Source organism: [Phormidium] sp. LEGE 05292 (genome assembly GCF_015207735.1).
Taxonomy (GTDB): domain Bacteria; phylum Cyanobacteriota; class Cyanobacteriia; order Cyanobacteriales; family Aerosakkonemataceae; genus Floridanema.
In genome coordinates, this window is record NZ_JADEWG010000030.1 from 40,875 (window position 1) to 59,914 (window position 19,040).

Here is a 19,040-nt window from a genome sequence, read left to right on the forward strand (position 1 = left end):
GACTCCGATCTCTAGGTGACTACCAATAGCGGTAAGATAAACTACAGCGAATTTATCGATAAATGGGAAATTAAAGTAAACAGGTAATTAATTTAACCAGATCGGTAGTTTAGTATTTTGATAAATTGGCTTGTCTAGAGGGCATTTATGGGGATTAGTGTAGAAAACGTATCCAAGCATTATGGCAGTTTCCATGCAGTTGACCAGGTAAGCTTAACAATTAAATCCGGTTCTTTAGTAGCTTTGTTGGGGCCATCTGGTTCAGGAAAGTCAACTTTATTGAGGTTAATTGCGGGTTTAGAAACTCCTAGTAGTGGGAGAATTTTTATTACTGGTCAGGATGCTACTAATAAGAGTGTGCAGGACAGAAATATTGGGTTTGTGTTCCAGCATTATGCTTTGTTTAAGCACATGACAGTGCGGCAAAATATTGGTTTTGGTTTGGATATTCGCAAAGCGTCGAAGTTGAGAGTTAAAGGTCGGGTAGAGGAACTTTTAGAATTAGTGCAGTTGAAGGGACTAGGCGATCGCTATCCTTCGCAATTATCTGGTGGACAAAGGCAAAGAGTTGCTTTAGCTAGAGCTTTAGCTGTAGAACCTCAAGTATTATTACTAGATGAACCTTTCGGCGCTTTGGATGCCAAAGTTCGGAAAGACCTGCGTGCTTGGTTAAGACGCTTACACGACGAAGTTCACGTTACCACCGTTTTTGTTACCCACGATCAAGAAGAAGCAATGGAAGTTGCTGATGAAATCGTAGTGATGAATAAGGGTAAAATCGAGCAAATAGGCACACCAGCAGAAATTTACGACCATCCAGCTTCGGCTTTTGTGATGAGTTTTATTGGGCCTGTAAATGTTTTGCCTAGTACTTCACAGATTTTTGAGGGAAATGGTTTTGAGTCTACGCAACCAGAAATTTTTCTCCGTCCTCACGACATAGTAATTCAAAGAGAAGCGAACGGTACTACGGTTGCTGCTAGAGTCGATCGTTTGATTCATTTGGGTTGGGAAATTCAAGTGGAACTAGTCTTAGATGATGGACAAGTTTTGACGGCGCACCTTTCTAGGGAACGCTTTGATGCCTTAAAGTTGGAACCGCAAGAACAAGTTTTTGTCAAACCCAAGGATGCGAAGTCTTTTCCGTTATACTATTCAATTTAGTGCAAGAAGGCAGAAGGCAGAAGGCAGAAGGCTTTAAGGAAAGAAGGCTAACACCAAGCTTTGCACCTTTTTTTACCTGTTTTTAACTGTATAGTTATTTCTGCCACGCTGTTTCTCCGAGGTTAATGGTAGTAATGAAGAAGTTTTCTGTATCTAGCAAACAATTGGGTTATCTAGCAAAATTTTTTGGTCTTTTTTGTGTTTGTTTGATTTTAGTTATTAGCTGTGGTCGGCGACCTAATGCTGTTTCGGGAGGGAGTTCTTCAGCAAATAATAATAGCGATCGCTTGTCTGTCGGAACAACTTTAAAACCCCGAACTCTCGATCCGGCAGATGCTTACGAATTAGCAGCTAGTAATGTACTTTATAGTTTGGGCGATCGGCTTTATACCTACAAATTAGGCACAGATCAATTAGTTCCACAACTGGCTACAGCTTTACCAAAAGTTAGCGCAGATGGTTTAACTTATGTCATTCCTTTGCGACAGGGAGTAGTGTTTCACGATGGTACTCCTTTTAATGCGGAAGCAATGGTTTTTTCCTTGGAACGCTTCATGAAAAATGGGGGAAAACCTTCCAACCTATTAACAGATATTGTGGAATCTGTAAAAGCTTCTGGGCCTTATGAAGTAACGATTAAATTGAAAAATCCTTTTGCTGCATTTCCAGCGATTTTAGCTTTTGCGGGAATGTGTCCAGTTTCTCCTAAAGCTTATCAAATAGGAGAAGGAAAATTTACCCCTACAAAATTTGTGGGAACAGGCCCTTATAAATTAGTTGAATTTACACCAACTTCGATTCGGTTAGAAGTTTTTGATAAGTATTGGGGGCAAAAACCAGCGAATAAAGGAATTGATTTTCAAGTTCTTACTAGTTCTGCAAATTTATATAATACTTTCCGCACTGGAACGGTCGATATTGCTTCTCAAACTTTAGATCCGGTACAGATTTCTAGTCTGCAACAAAATGCGAAATCTGGAGGTTGGCAGGTATCAGAAGCGAAAGGTAATGTAATTAGTTACATGGTCTTAAATACACAACAGAAACCTTTGGATAACGTAGAGATTAGACAGGCGATCGCTTCTTTAATTAATCGAAAATTGATTATCGAGCGAGTTTTAAGGAATCAAGGAGAACCTGCTTATAGCATGATTCCTAATACTTTTAGTGTTTCTATCCCGGTTTATCAAAAAGTTTATGGTGATGGAAATATTGCTAAAGCAAAAGAACTTTTGACGAAAGCAGGATTTTCTAAAGAGAATCCTTTAAAGTTAGAAGTTTGGTATCCCATTGGTTCAGCAGTTCGCCAACAAGTAGCCGCTTTGTTGAAAGAATATGCTTTACAAGAATTAGATGGTATGGTGCAAATTCAACCCCAAGCAGTTGAATCAGCAACGTTTTTTGCCAACATTCGTAAGGGAGTTTATCAAAGTGCTTTAGTAGATTGGTATCCCGATTTTTCGGATGCAGATAATTACATTCAACCTTTCTTAAGTTGTGCCAAAGGTTCACCAACAACAGGTTGTCAACAGGGTGCAAGTCAAAGTCAAGGGTCGTTTTATTATAGCGATCGCATGAATCAATTAATTCAGCAACAACGCCGCGAACAAAACCCAGAAAAACGCAAACAAATATTTGCAGAAATTCAAAAACTCATGGCGCAAGATGTTCCTTTAATTCCCTTATGGCAAAGCAAGGATTTTGCTTTTGCTAAACAAGGATTACAAGGAGTAAAAATAGACCCAATTCAACAATTACCATTTTGGGAAATCAAGAAATAACCAGGATTTATGGATTTACATGATGAGCAGGATTAATTAAGAGATCTGGTAGATTTGTAAATCATGGTTAAACTTTCCCAGTCCCCAGTCCCTATTTAAAACTCAAAACTAACAAAATGTCTCGATCGCGTGCCTTGCAATATTACGTTATAACTCGTTTACTTTTTGCTCCTTTGATGCTGTGGACGATCGTCACAGTAGTTTTTTTACTACTAAGAGCAACTCCCGGCGATCCTGTGGATGTAATATTAGGAGGACGCGGTGCACCAGATAGCGTTAAAGAAGAATATCGTCAAAGATTAGGATTAGCCGCTCCTTTGTGGTTACAATACATTAATTATCTGGGATCTTTGCTCAGATTTGATTTAGGAACTTCCCTAACTAGTCAAGGTCAAGATGTTGTAGAAATCATTCAACAACACTTTCCTGCAACTTTAGAATTAGCAACTTTTAGCATGGCAGTTGCGCTACTTGTTGGAGTTGGTTTTGGTGCTATTTCTGCTTCTAAACCTAATACAGTTTTTGATGTTAGCGGCAGGTTATTTGGGATTATTACTTATGCTATTCCCTTGTTTTGGTTTGGGATGATTTTGCAACTGATTTTTGCTGTACAACTAAAATGGTTTCCGCCTAATGGTCGCTTTTCTTTAGCTTATTCTCCTCCTCCGACAATTACAGGTTTGTACACTGTTGATAGTATCCTTAATGGTAATATTAATGAGCTATTAATTTCTCTTCATTATCTCGCACTCCCTTGTTTGACTTTAGGATTTTTAATTAGTGGAATTTTTGAGCGCATTGTTAGGGTAAATCTTCGGCAAACTCTGAAGGCAGATTATGTGGAAGCAGCTAGAGCTAGGGGAATTTCGGAAAGAAAAATTCTTATTTCTCATGCTTTGAAAAATGCTTTGATTCCAGTAATTACTGTTTTAGGTTTGACTTTTGCTTCTATGTTGGGGGGTGCAGTTTTAACCGAAGTCACCTTTTCTTGGCCGGGATTAGGTAGTAGGCTATATCAAGCAATTTCCGATCGCGATTATCCAACCGTTCAAGGAATTATGGTATTTTTCGCGGCTATTGTAGTGGTTGCCAGCATTTTAATTGATATTGTCAACGCCTACATCGATCCACGCATTCGCTACTAAAAATCAGGTGACTGAAGTTGCAGCTACACAAGTAAAGTCAGCTGAAAAAAAAACTAAGTTTATCTATGGGAGCAAGTCTAAAATTTCAAATCGAATTACTGGTAGCTAAGGACTACCAGTTTCTTACTTTTAAGCTTAGTCACAATAATTTCTAAATTTATAAATAAACTGCAAAGTTTTTGCAAAGTTTTTGTGAAGCAAATCAATTTTATGTATCTAGGCAGAGAGTAGTTAAAAGGTTAATTTAGTATAATTACTCAATTCTATTAGATACTTCCTGTGTTATTAAAGAGTTAGTCAGAGAATTTACTATCTTTGCTTAGGAGGAACAGGCATAATGAGTACAGAGGACACGGTACTAGATCCTAATAATTTGCTGATTCAACAAACTAATTCTTTAGCTACCGATCAACCAATTCCTGTGGAGGTAATTTTCACCAATGAGATTGTAGGTACAGATAGTATGGATATGATCGTCGGAACTGAGCAAAATGAACGAATTTTCGGCTTAGGTGGAGACGACTTTATCCAAGGAGGAAAGGGTAGCAACTTTATTGATGGTGGTGAGGGTAATGATATTATCTTCGGTAACTTAATTTCTGGTCTCGCAGGTACAGAAAACCTCAACGACACTATTTACGGGGGTAATGGCAGCGATGTCTTATTTGGTAATGCTGGGAATGATTATCTAGATGGAGGGAATGGTGAGGACTTCCTCTGCGGCGAATCGGGAGATGATATTTTGACTGGAGGAGCGGGTAAGGATACATTTTATTTTTATGCGCCTCTAGCATCTAATACCAAGCTGGGAGAAGTAAACATTGTTTCTGACTTTAGTGCTTCTTTGGGAGTAGACACTATTACTGACTTCACTCCGGGAGAGGATACAATTTTCTTATCTCAGCAGCGTTTCTCTAACCTCTCTAACGTTGTAGATTTTAGTACTGCTTTTACTACCGTTGATAATGATTTAGCAGTCGAAACAAGCAATGCTTTAATTGTTTACAACTCTGTTAATGGCAATTTGTTCTATAACCAAAATGGTAGTGAATTAGGTTTTGGTGATGGCGGTTTATTTGCTGTTTTAAGTAGTGTTCCAGCTATTACAGCTTTGGATTTTACAGTGCCAAAAATGACTAGCTAAAGTTCAATTGGCTACTTGTTGGGTTGGTAACAAATTTACGCATCTATAAAATATATTGTGGTGTGTGTTTTTTCATCAGTTAAATTTTAATTGAGAAGCTAGATTCTCAGATAAAGTAAGGTGCATCTGGTTAAACTAAAATCTTGAACAAAAAGGCAGAACCTCTGTTTTTCGTTCCCAGGTTCAACCTGGGAACGAGATATGGGAGGTTCTACCTCCTCTGTAGCAAGATGGGTAAAAATCTAGCTTTCATTTCAAAAATTCGGTTTTAAGATTGGCGTGAAATCTGTTTATTAACTTCTTGAATTTGTCTGGTAAAGTAAGGTTCTCGATAACTTAATTGTTTGGCGATCTCAAGTCCTCTTTCAAAAGCTACGAGTGCTTGAGAATAGTTTTTTTGTTCTAAATAAAGTTTAGCGATTTGATCGTAAGTGTTCATCATTCCATAAAAGTTATGACCTAGTTGATCGGTTTGTAAAAGTACTTGACTTGTTTCTAATGCTGCGTCTATTCGCTTTAGGGAAAGTTGTAATGCTACTAGTTTTCTGAGTGCGTCGGCTGCACCGGAATATTGCTGAATTGACCAAGCAAAGGAGTAAGTTTCTTCGTATTGTTGAGCGGCTTCTTCAATTTGTCCAAGGGATTCTAGTTGGGAACCGATCGCTAATTTCAATTCAGGAATTTCGGTGAAGTTTTGCAGGTTTTGGTAAAGTTCAATTAACTGCTGCTTGGTGGATATAATTTGCAACGGTTGTTTCAATTGTGCGTAAATATAAGCCAATTGTTTTAAGTAAGTAATTTGCTGTTCGCTGTTATTTTGCTCTTTGGCTAAATTCAACAATTCGTTATAAGTAACTGCGGCTTTTTGGTAATCAAACCAACTTAAACTTAAATCGCCAATTTTAGTTAGTGCGGCGGCAATTTCTTCTGTGTTTTTTTGTTCTCTGGCGGCGCGGAGAATTTGTTCGTAAGCGACAACTGCTTTATCAGGTGCTCGGACTTGTTCATAAGCTGTTGCTAAAGCACGCCATAAATCTAATTCTACAATAGGTTTTGCTGTGGCTTCTGTTTGAATTGCTTGCAATCTTTTGGTGATAAATTTTATGTCTTCTCTGGAATTTTCTTGCCATACGATCGCACCTATTCTCGTTAAAGCTTCGACTTCTGGTAATAACCCTAATACCCTGGTTAAGCGCAATTCTCGATACCAAACTGCAAAAGCAGTGACTTTATCACCAGCTTGAAATAACTCTGTCGCTTGCTGATTTAATTCATTTAATGATTGTTGTAATTGTGTCTTTTCTTCCTCAGTTAAAGGTTTTTTATCTCGCGCTGACTGAGGTAACATCGGATCGAGAGTTCTGAACTCTAAAGGATCGGGAGGAAATACAGTGGGGTCATCCTCATTATTACTTTGAGCATAAGTCGGAAAACTGAGAATTAACCAAAACAAAGAACAAACAACCGAAAAATAAAACTTGCTGATTTTTTGTCGGGGGCGATCGCTCATAATCTAAAATCCACTCAGGCTAATATAAAGAAGATCGGAAATAGTAATTAGTTTCCCAAGCTTAACTGTAATCGATGAATAGGAGATGACTGGTGAAGAAAAGCATCAGAATTTTAGTTCTGAGTTTAGCATTAATAGGATTGACTTTTATATCATCTTGTGCTTTACCAAGAGTTAGTGCTCAACAACGGACATTTCTCGACATATCTTTAGAATTTTTGGGTGAATACCAATTACCCAAGATGAAATTTCAGGATACAACAGTTGGGGGATTATCGGGGATAACTTATGATCGACAGCGCGATCGCTTTTATGCCATTTCGGACGATCGCAGCAACCTCGCGCCAGCCAGATTTTACACCTTAAACTTAGACTTAAATAACAGTAAACTGCAAAACGTAAACATAGAAAATGTTACCTTTCTCAAAACAAAAGATAGGGAAACTTATCCCAAAGGTAGCATCGATCCTGAAGGAATTGCCCTCACTCCTCAAGGCACAGTATTTATTTCCAGCGAAGGTGTTACCCATGAACTTATTCCGCCATTTATAGGCGAATTCGACTTAAAAAATGGCAGATTAAAACAAAATTTGCCTCTGCCACAAAGATACATTCCTGACGCTAAAGGCGAACAACAACAAAGAGGAATCCAAGATAATTTAGGATTTGAATCTTTAACCCTTAATCCGATCGGATCTTTACCCTCCACTGGAGAACCGATTCGTTTATTTACAGTCACCGAATCAGCATTAATTCAAGACAAAGATCCACCACAAAAAGACGAACAAGGTAACTATAAACCACAAATTATTAAATGTCGATTTTTACATTATCTCATTAGTGATGGGCCACCAATCATTATTTCCGAACATCTTTATCCCCTATCTCCCAATCCGCCAGGAGCAATCTATCATGGGGTGGTAGATTTATTAGCGATCGATCAAGGTGGACATTTCTTAAGCTTAGAAAGATCTTTCGGTTTAACAGGTTTTGGCGCAAAAGTTTACCAAGTTTTCACTGGTGCAGCTACCGACACCTCTCGTATTGCCAGTTTAAAAGGTGAAATAAGAGCAGTACAACCAGTGAAAAAGCAATTAGTCTTAGACTTGCAAGAATTAAAAATTAGATTAGACAATTTAGAAGGACTAACTTTTGGCCCTCGTTTACCCGATGGCAGCCAAAGTTTAATTTTAGTGAGTGATGACAATTTCAAAAAAGAACAAATAACCCAATTTCTCTTATTTCGCCTCAAACGTTCTTAGGTACGTTGTTGCGCTTTAGCGATATCATCAAGAGCGATAAAGCCCAACAACATACTCAACAAATTAAATTAATTGCCTTCTGGCTTAAAATAGTTGGGGAGATTTGTAATTCTGTTTAATTAACAATGACTCATTCTACCGACATTGCCAGCTTAGCTCGATTGATGGCAGCAGACTTTAGTAATCAAGAGCAAGCATTTGAAAATCCACCATTCTACGCTCATATTCGCGTTTGTATGCGTCCCTTACCCTTAGAGCTTCTATCTGGGGTCAGTTTCTTTGTCGAACAAGCTTATGATTACGATCTTAACGATCCATATCGAGTGCGGGTGCTGAAATTAGTAGAAAAAGACGATCGGATTGAGATTGAAAATTACACCCTCAAGTCAGAAAAAGAATTTTACGGCGCTTCCCGTGACGTGAAACGACTAGAAAACCTCAAAATCGACAATTTAGAGAAATTACCAGGCTGCAACATGATTGTAGAGTGGACTGGCAACAGTTTTAAAGGTAAAGTGGAACCCGGTAAAGGTTGCTTTGTGGTTCGCAAAGGTCGTACTACTTACTTAGATAGCGAATTTGAGATTGACGACGAAAAATTTATCAGTCTCGATCGCGGACGTGACCCCGAAACCGACGAACACATCTGGGGTTCTGTAGCTGGCCCATTTTACTTCGTGCGTTGGGCAAGTTTCGCTGACGAAGTAAAAATTTAAAAAAATTATCCCAATTCTCAAATTATCGCCGATCCACTACTCCTCTACCTAGATTCGACCAGAATATTTACTTTGGTGGTTTAAAGGGTACACAAACCTGGTACATTTAGCGAGTGTCGGCAAGCAGGATTAACAAGATCAAGATGAGAGTTCTGGTTATTGGTGGCGACGGTTATTGTGGTTGGGCAACAGCACTTTATCTTTCCAACAAAGGTCATCAAGTTGGCATCCTAGATAGCTTAGTTCGGCGACACTGGGATCTAGAGTTATGTGTAGAAACCTTAACCCCGATCGCACCCATTCAACAACGCATTCAGCGTTGGCGCGATCTTACAGGGAAAGTCATCGACCTATTTATCGGTGATATTACCAACTACGATTTTCTTTTCAAAACGTTGCACAAGTTTCAACCAGATGCGATCGTCCACTTTGGCGAACAACGTTCAGCACCATTTTCCATGATTGACCGCGAACACGCTGTTCTGACGCAAGTCAACAACGTTACCGGAACGCTGAACATTCTTTACGCCATGAAGGAAGATTTCCCCGATTGTCATTTGGTGAAATTAGGAACAATGGGTGAATATGGTACACCCAACATAGACATTGAGGAAGGATACATCACGATCGAGCATAACGGTCGTAAAGATACCTTGCCCTATCCTAAACAACCAGGCTCAATGTATCACCTTTCCAAAGTCCATGATAGCCACAACATTCATTTCGCCTGTCGCATTTGGGGCTTACGTGCCACAGACTTAAATCAAGGAGTCGTTTACGGCGTACTGACAGAAGAAACTGGCATGGACGAACTGCTAATTAACCGTCTAGACTATGACGGCGTTTTTGGCACAGCCCTCAACCGTTTCTGCATTCAAGCAGCGATCGATCACCCGATTACAGTTTATGGTAAAGGTGGTCAAACTAGAGGATTTTTGGACATTCGAGATACAGTAAGATGTATCGAATTGGCGATCGCAAATCCAGCTGCCCCAGGCGAGTTCCGTGTGTTTAACCAATTCACCGAACAATTTAGTGTCTCCGACCTAGCTTTAAAGGTGAAAGAAGCTGGTAAAGCATTGGGATTAAAAGTAGAAATTAATAACTTGGAAAACCCCCGCATCGAGAAAGAAGAACATTACTTCAACGCCAAAAACACTAACCTACTTGATTTAGGTTTACAACCTCACTACCTCTCCGATGCCTTACTTGATTCCCTGTTAAACTTCGCCGTTAAGTATAAACAGCGAGTCGATAACAACCAAATCTTACCAAAAGTTACTTGGCAACGTTAGGTTTTTTTGGCACATCAAAGCCTGTAAAAAAAGCAAGTTTTCCAGATGTGAATTCATTGTCTTCCCCCCAACTCTCTTTTCCAGAGAGTTGGGGGGAATGAAAAACTGTTGACTCAAACTAGGCAGAGAAATTAATTGCCAAAATTCCCTAATTAAGCAAGCATGAACAGAAAAATACTGATATTGTTGCTCACAGTAGTTATGCCCGGTGTTGTCGCATCTGGCATAAGTCTTTACTACCTATTCCCAGAATGGGCAGTTTTAGATAGTAGCTACAAAAATTACGCCAAAATTGCCAGACTTAAAACCACAACAATTAATGAATTGTCGATCGCTCAAGCCGCAGAAAATAGACATCGCATTAATTGTTTTGCTGAAGGAGTAGGAGTATTATTGGGAGGCATAATTGCCGCCATCGGTATTCATGGGATCTGCATTCAAAACCCAAGAAATTAATTGTTAAATGACTAATGCGCGATGACTAGTTATGAGAATAGCCTTATTCACAGAAACATTTCTGCCTAAAATTGACGGCATTGTAACTCGCCTTTGCCACACAGTTGAGCATCTACAACGAAGCGGGGATAAAGTACTAATTTTTTCCCCAGATTATGGCATCACTGAATATAAAGGAGCCAAAGTTTACGGAGTTTCTGGCGTACCTTTACCCATGTACCCAGAACTAAAATTAGCATTTCCTCGACCTGCGATCGGCAAAGCACTAGAAGAATTTCAACCAGATATTATTCATGTAGTTAACCCCGCAGTCTTAGGATTAGGAGGAATATTTTATGGGAAAAGCTTAAAAATTCCCATCGTCGCCTCCTATCACACCCACCTACCCCAATACCTGCAACATTACGGATTAGGAATGTTAGAAGGAGTATTGTGGGAACTATTAAAATCAGCCCATAATCAAGCCGAATTAAACCTTTGTACCTCCACCGCAATGGTACAAGAATTAATCAATCACGGCATTGAAAGAGTAGATTTATGGCAAAGAGGAGTAGACACCGAATTATTTCATCCTGACACAGCCAGCCAGGAAATGCGATCGCGCCTCAGCCAAGGACACCCCGAAAGTCCCCTCCTCCTCTACATCGGACGCTTAGGCGCAGAAAAAGAAATCGAACGCATCAAACCCATACTAGAAGCAATTCCCAACTCACGCCTCGCCCTAGTCGGAGATGGCCCAAACCGTGAAGCCCTCGAAAAACACTTCGCCGGAACCTTCACCAACTTCGTCGGCTACCTCCGAGGCAAAGAACTCGCCTCCGCCTACGCCTCCGCCGATGCCTTCATCTTCCCCTCCCGCACCGAAACACTCGGACTAGTCCTACTAGAAGCAATGGCAGCAGGCTGTCCCGTCATCGCCGCCCGTTCCGGTGGCATCCCCGATATCGTCACCGACGGCGAAAACGGCTACCTATTCGACCCAACAGACGAACAAGGCGCTATCAACGCCACAATTCGCCTACTAGCCCATCAAGAAGAACGAGAAACCCTCCGTCACAACGCCCGCAAAGAAGCCGAAAAATGGGGTTGGGCAGCCGCCACCAGACAACTACAACGCTACTATCAAAACGTAGCCTTCTCTTCCTTGCCCAAAGCAGCCTAATTCTACCTTCTGGAATTTGTCATACTCTATGAAGAAGCTAAATTTATTTAGCTACTAATCCAACTAACTTGTGATTCAAACACTTGTAACTCACCGATTAATGCAGATACATTCGTAGTAGGTCATCTACTTTCTTGTCGAAGTAGGTCAGTTAGGCTAGGGGTCAGGGTAAAACAAATAGCATGGGAGAGCAGCAGAGCCAAAAATCATCGGGAAAAAGCCCACAAATTCGACTTTTACCCCTTCAGACCTTCTGCGTTCAATGACCTGTCACTTCCATGTTCTGCAAATGGAAAAGAGCTTCTATTTCTAGAAGCTTCACCCTGTAAAACCTCATGAGTATGACATTCCCCAACACTGGTAGCGTCTTAACCACGTTAACCCAGCTAACTCAGCAGCACCGCGTCAAAGCCCTGCTTGAGCGAGTCAGAAACATTTCCGTTAAGGAATTTATTTGTCTTCTCGACTTCATCACCGCCGAATTCCAGCAATTTCTCAGAGCCATTGAATTAATTAACAATGAAGCTCTAGAAACCATGCTGGAAGATATTCTAGAAGTAATTACCCTGAAAATGGGTCAAGTCCTGCAAGCAGAACAAAGCACCATTTACTTGGTTGATAACGCCAAGGGCTATTTGTGGTCAAAAATACGCCAAGCAAATAGTGATAAACCTTTAGAAGTTCGCCTCCCCTTAAATGCAGGTATTCCAGGTCATGTAGCTAACACAGAAAAATCTTTGATTGTTCCTGATGCTTACAGCCATCCCTTGTTTAATCCTGACTTGGATAAACAACTTGGTTATCACACCCGTGATATTCTTTGTATGCCCGTCAAAAGTAGTAAAGGGCAGATAGTAGCTGTAATTCAGCTAACTAATAAAGCTGGCAACCAACCTTTTAATGAAGAAGATGAGCAGGAATTTCAGAGATTTGTCGATGATATCGGTGTAATTCTGGAAAGTTGTCAGTTATTTTATCAGGCCGGAAGAAATCAACGTGGTGCTAATGCTTTACTGAAAGCTACGCAAATTTTAGGTCAAAGTCTCGACCTGGAAGCTACTTTAAAGTCGGTAATGGAGCAAGCCCGTATTTTAATGCAGGCCGATCGCAGTACACTATTTTTATTATTTAAAGAAAGTAACGAACTTTGGACAAAAGTAGCCGCCGCCGATGGGAAAACAATGTTGGAAATTCGCATTCCCGCAAATAAGGGAATTGCAGGCTATGTGGCTTCCACAGGCCAACCTTTAAACATTCCTGACGCATACAAAGACCCGCGCTTTGATCCTACTACCGACCAGCGCACAGGCTACCGCACCAAAAATATTCTCTGTTTACCAGTTTATAATTCAGCAGGTAATTTAATTGGTGTAACTCAGCTAATTAATAAATATCAAGGTAGTTTTACCTCTTCTGATGAAGAGTTTATGCGAGCATTTAATATTCAAGCAGGAATAGCCTTAGAAAATGCCAAACTCTTTGAAAGTGTATTACTAGAAAAACAATATCAAAAAGATATTCTACAAAGTCTGTCCGATGCAGTAATTTCTACAGATATGGTAGGTAGAATTGTTACTATTAATGATGCTGCTTTAGAATTGTTGGGTTGCCCAGTAAAACAGACTAGCGACAGAATTCATAAATCTAATTGGGAACAAAAATTAATGGGTCGGTTAGTTTGGGAAATAGTACCAATTGACAATTTACAAATGCGCTTAGAAGATAGTTTAAAAAATGGCGCAAATCACTATGTTCCCGAACAAAATTTGACTGTAGGTTTATTTGTTACAGAAAGCTGCTCTAGGGAAACCAACCATATTAATTTGGCAGAAATAGCGAATCAAAATGGTCATGAAATAGCCGGATGTAAATGTATTTTAGCAATTCCCGATCGCAAAAACCCCGAATACTACATTCCTTGGAATGAACCACAACCAAGCGCAGAAAATATTCTCCCAAGTACAGAAGAAGAAATTACTCACCAAATTCACAAAGACCAGATAAAACATATCGAAAGAAGTGTTAATCTCTCAGTTAAACCACTGACAAATCCAGACGGAGATGTGCGAGGTGGTTTAGTAGTTCTAGAAGATATTTCTCAAGAAAAAAGAATGAAAAACGCTATGTATCGTTACATGACTCCCGGAGTCGCAGAACGAGTCATGGCGCAAGCAGAAGATACATTGATGATTGGAGAAAGAAAAGAAGTCACAATTTTATTTTCTGACATTCGCGGCTATACCACCATCACAGAAAACTTAGGCGCAGGGGAAGTAGTATCACTGCTAAATCAGTATTTTGAAACAATGGTAGAAGCAGTTTTCGATCATGAAGGCACTCTCGATAAATTTATTGGAGATGCTTTAATGGCTGTATTTGGCGCACCATTATCATTACAAGATCATGCTTGGAAAGCAGTTAAAACAGCTTTGGATATGCGTCAGCGTTTAGCAAAATTTAATCAACAACGTCGAGCCAAAAATCAACCAATAATAGCCATTGGAATTGGTATTAGTTCGGGAGAAGTAGTTTCAGGAAATATTGGCTCACATAAACGCATGGATTATACAGTGATTGGTGATGGAGTAAATTTAAGTTCTCGCTTAGAAGGCGTGACTAAAGAGTACCGATGCGATATCATTTTAAGCGAGTTTACTTATAACTTATGTCACCAACATATTTGGGTACAGGAGTTAGATAAAATTCGCGTCAAAGGCAAACAAGAAGCTGTAAAAATTTACCGATTAATTAGCGATCGCTCTCAACCCCTAGATCCAGAAACCCAACAATTTTTATACTATTATAACTTAGGTAGAGAATCTTTCCTCAACCGAAAATTTTATCAAGCAATTGCCGAATTTGAAATAGCGCAAAAATTTCAACCAGATGACCCAGCACTAAACATTCATCTCGAAAGAGCCAAAACATATCTGAGTCAACCTCCTGCCAAAGAATGGGATGGAGTTCACGAAATGACAACTAAATAAAAGGCCAGAGGAGCAGAGGGGCTCCAGGGGCAGAGAAGCAGGGGAGCAGGGGAGAAAACTTAAAACTCAAAACTTTCTTCCTAACTCAAAACTCAAAACTTAAAACTCAAAACTTTCCCAGACCCCTTGTGTTCCTATTTTCCATCACAAGTACGAGAGAGCTAATTACTATGAACCAAAAACTTTACGAAGGCAAAGCCAAAATCATTTACACAACCGACAAACCAGAAATTTTGCTAGCTCATTACAAAGACGACGCAACAGCATTTAATGCTCAAAAACGTGGTCAAATTTCTGGCAAAGGACAAATTAACTGCACCGTTTCTACACACCTATTTAAACTTTTAGAGCAAGCGGGAATTCGCAGCCATTTTCTAGAACAAACAGCCCCAGACCAAATGTTAGTGCGTCGGGTGCAAATCGTGCCTTTAGAAGTAGTAGTGAGAAATATTGCAGCTGGTAGTCTTTGTAAACAAACCGGATTACCAGAAGGAAAAATTTTAGCGAATCCTTTAGTGGAATTTTATTATAAGAATGACGCTTTGGGAGATCCATTACTCACGATCGATCGCATATCAGTAATGCAAATAGCCACCCCGGAACAAATCGAACAACTACGAAGTCTCTCCCTAGAAGTTAACCGAATTCTTAGCGAATTCTTCAACCAATGTGGCATCACCTTAGTAGACTTCAAACTAGAATTTGGCCTAGATGAAACCCAACAAATCCTCCTAGCTGACGAAATCAGCCCCGACACCTGTCGCCTGTGGAATCAGTCAGAAACAGACGCAGAAAAACGAGTCATGGACAAAGACCGCTTCCGTCGTGACTTAGGCAACGTAGAAAACGCCTATCAACAAGTCCTAGAGCGAGTTTTAGCCCAAACTAGCACAAAATAAAGGCAGGGGGCACAGGGGCAGGAGAGAAAAAAATTCAAAACTTAAAACTCTCCAAACAAACTCAAAACTCAAAACTTCCCCCCAGCCCTTGCCAAATTGCCAAATTCGGCACATGATCCCAACCAAGCAGATAATTAGGTATTGCCCAAACAGGTGATATTGTGTTGTGTTGAATACTGTAATTGTGAAGAGTCCCCTGGTTGGGAGTCTACAGTGTAAAAGCTAAAACCGAAATAGGCTTTAACACTGTAGACTAAAAAACTCTCTCATTAACGACGGTGTGTGGAAGTGGTAAATAACGAGAACAAAATGCGTTTATCTCCAGTCTTGGTAGCAGCTGTTGCTTGGGTTACATTGGGTAACTCACATCCAGCCTCCGGGCAAACTACGGAAAACAAATCCGCAACAGCAATCAAACATCTAAATGAATTAGAATTTGCTGCTCATTCGCTAGAAGCATCTGAAAACCCCGCTTCGCTATCAGTCGAGAGTGCCAATATAATTAATTCTCTTACTCATAAACCTGCACAAGAGTCAGAAACACTCACTTCGACAGCAGAAAATTCAAAGCCGGAAATTACTATTTCCGCCCTATCAAATTCCTCATTCGAGGTAGAAAATTCCTCTAACGCAGTGCTAAAGCCAGAAACACAAGCACACATTAATGTGTTTCCCACAACTACTCTGCCGCTGGAACATCTTGCCCATTACTCTCCCAAAGATACAGAATTACAGCAGAACAGTTTTTATTCCTTAAACCATATTTCTGATTTTCGGCCTTACCCAAATCTTAATCAGGTAATTACAGTACAAGCACAACCCGCTACTGACGCACCAGCAAAACCAGAACCACCTGTTTCCCCATCGCCAGAACCAGATACACCTCCTGCTGAAGGTCAAACTCCTCAACCACAAACCCCTAGAGAACCAGATACACCTCCTGCTGAAGGTCAAACTCCTCAACCACAAACCCCTAGAGAACCAGATACACCTCCTGCTGAAGGTCAAACTCCTCAACCACAAACCCCTAGAGAACCAGATACACCTCCTGCTGAAGGTCAAACTCCTCAACCACAAACCCCTAGAGAACCAGCTGCTCCTCCCCCTTTACCAACTCTGGAGCAGAATGCGCCTCCTTCTATACCTACTAATGAACCTAAGCCTCAACCAGCTGCGCCTTCTTCTGAAGGAGAACCCCGCGTATTAGTAGCAGAAGTGTTAGTGAGTGGTGTAGAAGGAAAACTGCAAGACATTGTTTATAATGCCATCCGCACCCGTCCGGGAAGAACTACTACTAAGTCACAATTACAAGATGACATTAACGCGATTTTTGCAACTGGTTATTTTTCGAGAGTCAGAGCCGAACCTACTGATACACCCTTGGGTGTGCGGGTAACATTTGTTGTAGAGCCTAACCCAGTGTTGCGATCGGTACAAGTAGAAGGTAGCCAAGTATTGCCAAAAGACTTGCTAGATCAAGTTTTCCGGGAACAGTACAACGAAATTCTGAATTTCCGGGACTTGCAAGCCGGGATCAAGCAGCTAGAGCAGTGGTATAAGGATAGAGGTTATGTTCTAGCACAGATAGTAGATACGAAAGTTTCTCCTGAAGGTGTTGTAACTCTGGAAGTAGCAGAAGGGGTTGTGGAAGATATTCAAGTGCAGTTCTTGAATAAGGAAGGAGAAACTACCGACGCTCAAGGTCAACCCATCAGGGGAAACACCAAACCGTATATCATTTCACGAGAAATGGCAACTAAGCCCGGTACAGTATTTAACCGAAATGAAATTCAACGGGATTTACAGCGGGTGTTTGGTTTGGGCTTATTCGATGACGTGAAATTATCATTGAATCCTGGTCAAGACCCCCGAAAGGTTACAGTACAAGTGAATGTTCGGGAAAGAAATAGTGGTTCGATCGCAGCTGGGGCAGGTTTTAGTTCGGCGGCAGGTTTATTTGGTACGGCAAGCTATCAACAGCAGAATTTGTTCGGGAGAAACCAAAAAGTTGGCCTAGAAGTGCAATTAGGTCAAAGGGAGTTTCTCTTTGATGTGCGCTTTACTGACCCTTGGATTGCTGGCGACCCCTACCGGACTTCTTACACGGTTAACTTGTTCAGAAGACGATCGATCTCCCTGATTTTTGACGGTGGCGACCCAGAAGTTAACTTACCAAACGGAGACACACCCAGAGTTCTCCGACTCGGCGGTGGTGTCACCTTTACCCGTCCTTTGTCTCCTAATCCCCTAGCAGAATCAGATTGGGTAGCCTCTTTAGGATTACAGTATCAAAACGTTTCCATTCGTGATTCTGATGGCAAACTCAGCCCCAGAGATGAGTATGGTAACAACCTCAGCTTTAGCGGCACAGGGATAGATGACCTATTCACATTGCAATTTGGTGCGGTGCGCGATAAGCGTAACAACCCAACTCGCACCACCAGAGGTTCCATCTTCCGCGTCGGTCTAGAACAATCTGTGCCAGTTGGTGAGGGTAGCATCCTCATGACCAGATTTCGCACTAGCTACAGCTACTTTATTCCTGTGCAATTCACCAACTTTACCCCCGGCCCGCAAGCTCTTGCCTTTAACATCCAAGGTGGAACCATTCTAGGAGATTTACCTCCCTACGAAGCCTTCTCCTTGGGTGGCGTAAACTCTGTGCGCGGTTATGATGAAGGCGACTTGGGTAGTGGTCGCAGTTACCTTCAAGCAACAGCTGAGTACCGCTTCCCAGTATTCTCAATTATTGGTGCTGTACTCTTCTTCGATTTTGGTACAGACTTGGGTACTGCCGGAGAAGTACCCGGAAAACCCGCCATAATCCGCAATAAACCCGGTACTGGCTTCGGTTACGGTGCTGGTGTTCGCATTCAATCACCTCTAGGCCCAATTCGGATTGACTATGGTATCAATAACGAAGGTGATAGCCGCATTCAGTTCGGTATTGGTGAACGATTCTAATAGGGTTCCACGAGCAGAAGGGTTCCCAGGGGTAGGGGGGAGACAATTGGAGAAGAATTTATCCTTTTTCTCATTGCCTTTTGCCTGTTCCCAATCACAAATGACTAATAACCAATGACCAATGACACAAACGCTAGCAAATAGTTTTGAACTTTCTGGTGTGGGACTCCATAGCGGAATCATTACCAAAGTGCGGATTTTACCAGCATTGCCTGGTCAAGGTCGCTATTTTGTTAGGGTTGATTTGCCAGAACAACCAACTATTCCTGCTCAGTTGGAAGCAGTCACTCAAACACTGCTTTCGACTCAACTGGGGGAAAATTCCAGCGGAGTTCGCACTGTAGAACACCTATTAGCCGCTTTAACAGCAATGGGTGTCCTTGATGCCAGAATTGAAATTGATGGCCCAGAAGTACCGCTTTTGGATGGCTCGGCTCAAGTTTGGGTAGAAGAAATCTTACGGGCAGAATTAGGAGATGGGGAGATGGGGAGATGGGGAGATGGGGAGAATTATTCTTCCACTACCTCTATCACCCTACCCCCCAATCCCCCCAC

At 41.1% G+C, this 19,040-nt stretch carries 14 protein-coding genes; 13 read left to right on the top strand and 1 reads right to left on the bottom strand.

The window, feature by feature from the left end; all coding sequences use genetic code 11:
- Window positions 1-147 precede the first annotated feature (147 nt).
- The 4 genes from IQ264_RS11415 (at window position 148) to IQ264_RS11430 (ending at window position 5,234) form a co-directional block, all read left to right on the top strand.
- Complete coding sequence (locus IQ264_RS11415) at window positions 148-1,164, top strand: sulfate/molybdate ABC transporter ATP-binding protein (protein ID WP_193980896.1); 1,017 nt, start codon at window positions 148-150, stop codon at window positions 1,162-1,164.
- A gap of 134 nt (window positions 1,165-1,298) precedes the next feature.
- Complete coding sequence (locus IQ264_RS11420) at window positions 1,299-2,945, top strand: ABC transporter substrate-binding protein (RefSeq protein ID WP_193980897.1); 1,647 nt, start codon at window positions 1,299-1,301, stop codon at window positions 2,943-2,945.
- Window positions 2,946-3,061: 116 nt separating this feature from the next.
- A complete protein-coding gene (locus IQ264_RS11425; RefSeq protein WP_193980898.1) occupies window positions 3,062-4,090 on the top strand; it encodes an ABC transporter permease in 1,029 nt (342 codons plus the stop codon).
- Between the two features lie 337 nt (window positions 4,091-4,427).
- Window positions 4,428-5,234: a calcium-binding protein gene (locus IQ264_RS11430; protein WP_193980899.1), complete on the top strand. Its 807-nt coding sequence runs from the start codon at window positions 4,428-4,430 to the stop codon at window positions 5,232-5,234.
- Window positions 5,235-5,502: 268 nt separating this feature from the next.
- Here IQ264_RS11430 and IQ264_RS11435 read toward each other — a convergent pair whose 3' ends face one another.
- Complete coding sequence (locus IQ264_RS11435; RefSeq protein ID WP_193980900.1) at window positions 5,503-6,744, bottom strand: tetratricopeptide repeat protein; 1,242 nt, start codon at window positions 6,742-6,744, stop codon at window positions 5,503-5,505.
- A 92-nt stretch (window positions 6,745-6,836) separates the two neighbouring features.
- On the opposite strand from IQ264_RS11435, the gene IQ264_RS11440 reads away from it, so the two are divergent.
- The 9 genes from IQ264_RS11440 to IQ264_RS11480 all read left to right on the top strand — a co-directional run.
- Window positions 6,837-8,006, top strand: a complete 1,170-nt coding sequence (locus IQ264_RS11440) for an esterase-like activity of phytase family protein (RefSeq protein ID WP_193980901.1) — start codon at window positions 6,837-6,839, stop codon at window positions 8,004-8,006.
- A 125-nt stretch (window positions 8,007-8,131) separates the two neighbouring features.
- A complete protein-coding gene (locus IQ264_RS11445) occupies window positions 8,132-8,722 on the top strand; it encodes a chromophore lyase CpcT/CpeT (protein WP_193980902.1) in 591 nt (196 codons plus the stop codon).
- Window positions 8,723-8,865: 143 nt separating this feature from the next.
- Window positions 8,866-10,017: an NAD-dependent epimerase/dehydratase family protein gene (locus tag IQ264_RS11450; protein ID WP_193980903.1), complete on the top strand. Its 1,152-nt coding sequence runs from the start codon at window positions 8,866-8,868 to the stop codon at window positions 10,015-10,017.
- Window positions 10,018-10,179: 162 nt separating this feature from the next.
- Window positions 10,180-10,473, top strand: coding sequence for a hypothetical protein (locus IQ264_RS11455; protein WP_193980904.1), 294 nt, complete (start codon window positions 10,180-10,182; stop codon window positions 10,471-10,473).
- A 31-nt stretch (window positions 10,474-10,504) separates the two neighbouring features.
- Window positions 10,505-11,635, top strand: coding sequence for a glycosyltransferase family 4 protein (locus IQ264_RS11460; RefSeq protein ID WP_193980905.1), 1,131 nt, complete (start codon window positions 10,505-10,507; stop codon window positions 11,633-11,635).
- 341 nt (window positions 11,636-11,976) lie between these two features.
- Entirely contained in the window at window positions 11,977-14,622 is a 2,646-nt protein-coding gene (locus IQ264_RS11465) for a GAF domain-containing protein (RefSeq protein ID WP_193980914.1), read from the top strand.
- Between the two features lie 170 nt (window positions 14,623-14,792).
- Window positions 14,793-15,521 (top strand): phosphoribosylaminoimidazolesuccinocarboxamide synthase, encoded by a 729-nt coding sequence (gene purC / locus IQ264_RS11470; protein WP_228061463.1) that lies wholly within the window; start codon window positions 14,793-14,795, stop codon window positions 15,519-15,521.
- Between the two features lie 309 nt (window positions 15,522-15,830).
- Entirely contained in the window at window positions 15,831-18,485 is a 2,655-nt protein-coding gene (locus IQ264_RS11475; RefSeq protein WP_193980906.1) for a BamA/TamA family outer membrane protein, read from the top strand.
- Window positions 18,486-18,606: 121 nt separating this feature from the next.
- Window positions 18,607-19,040, top strand: a 434-nt coding sequence (locus IQ264_RS11480; protein ID WP_193980907.1) for a UDP-3-O-acyl-N-acetylglucosamine deacetylase, incomplete at its 3' end; no start/stop codon positions are given.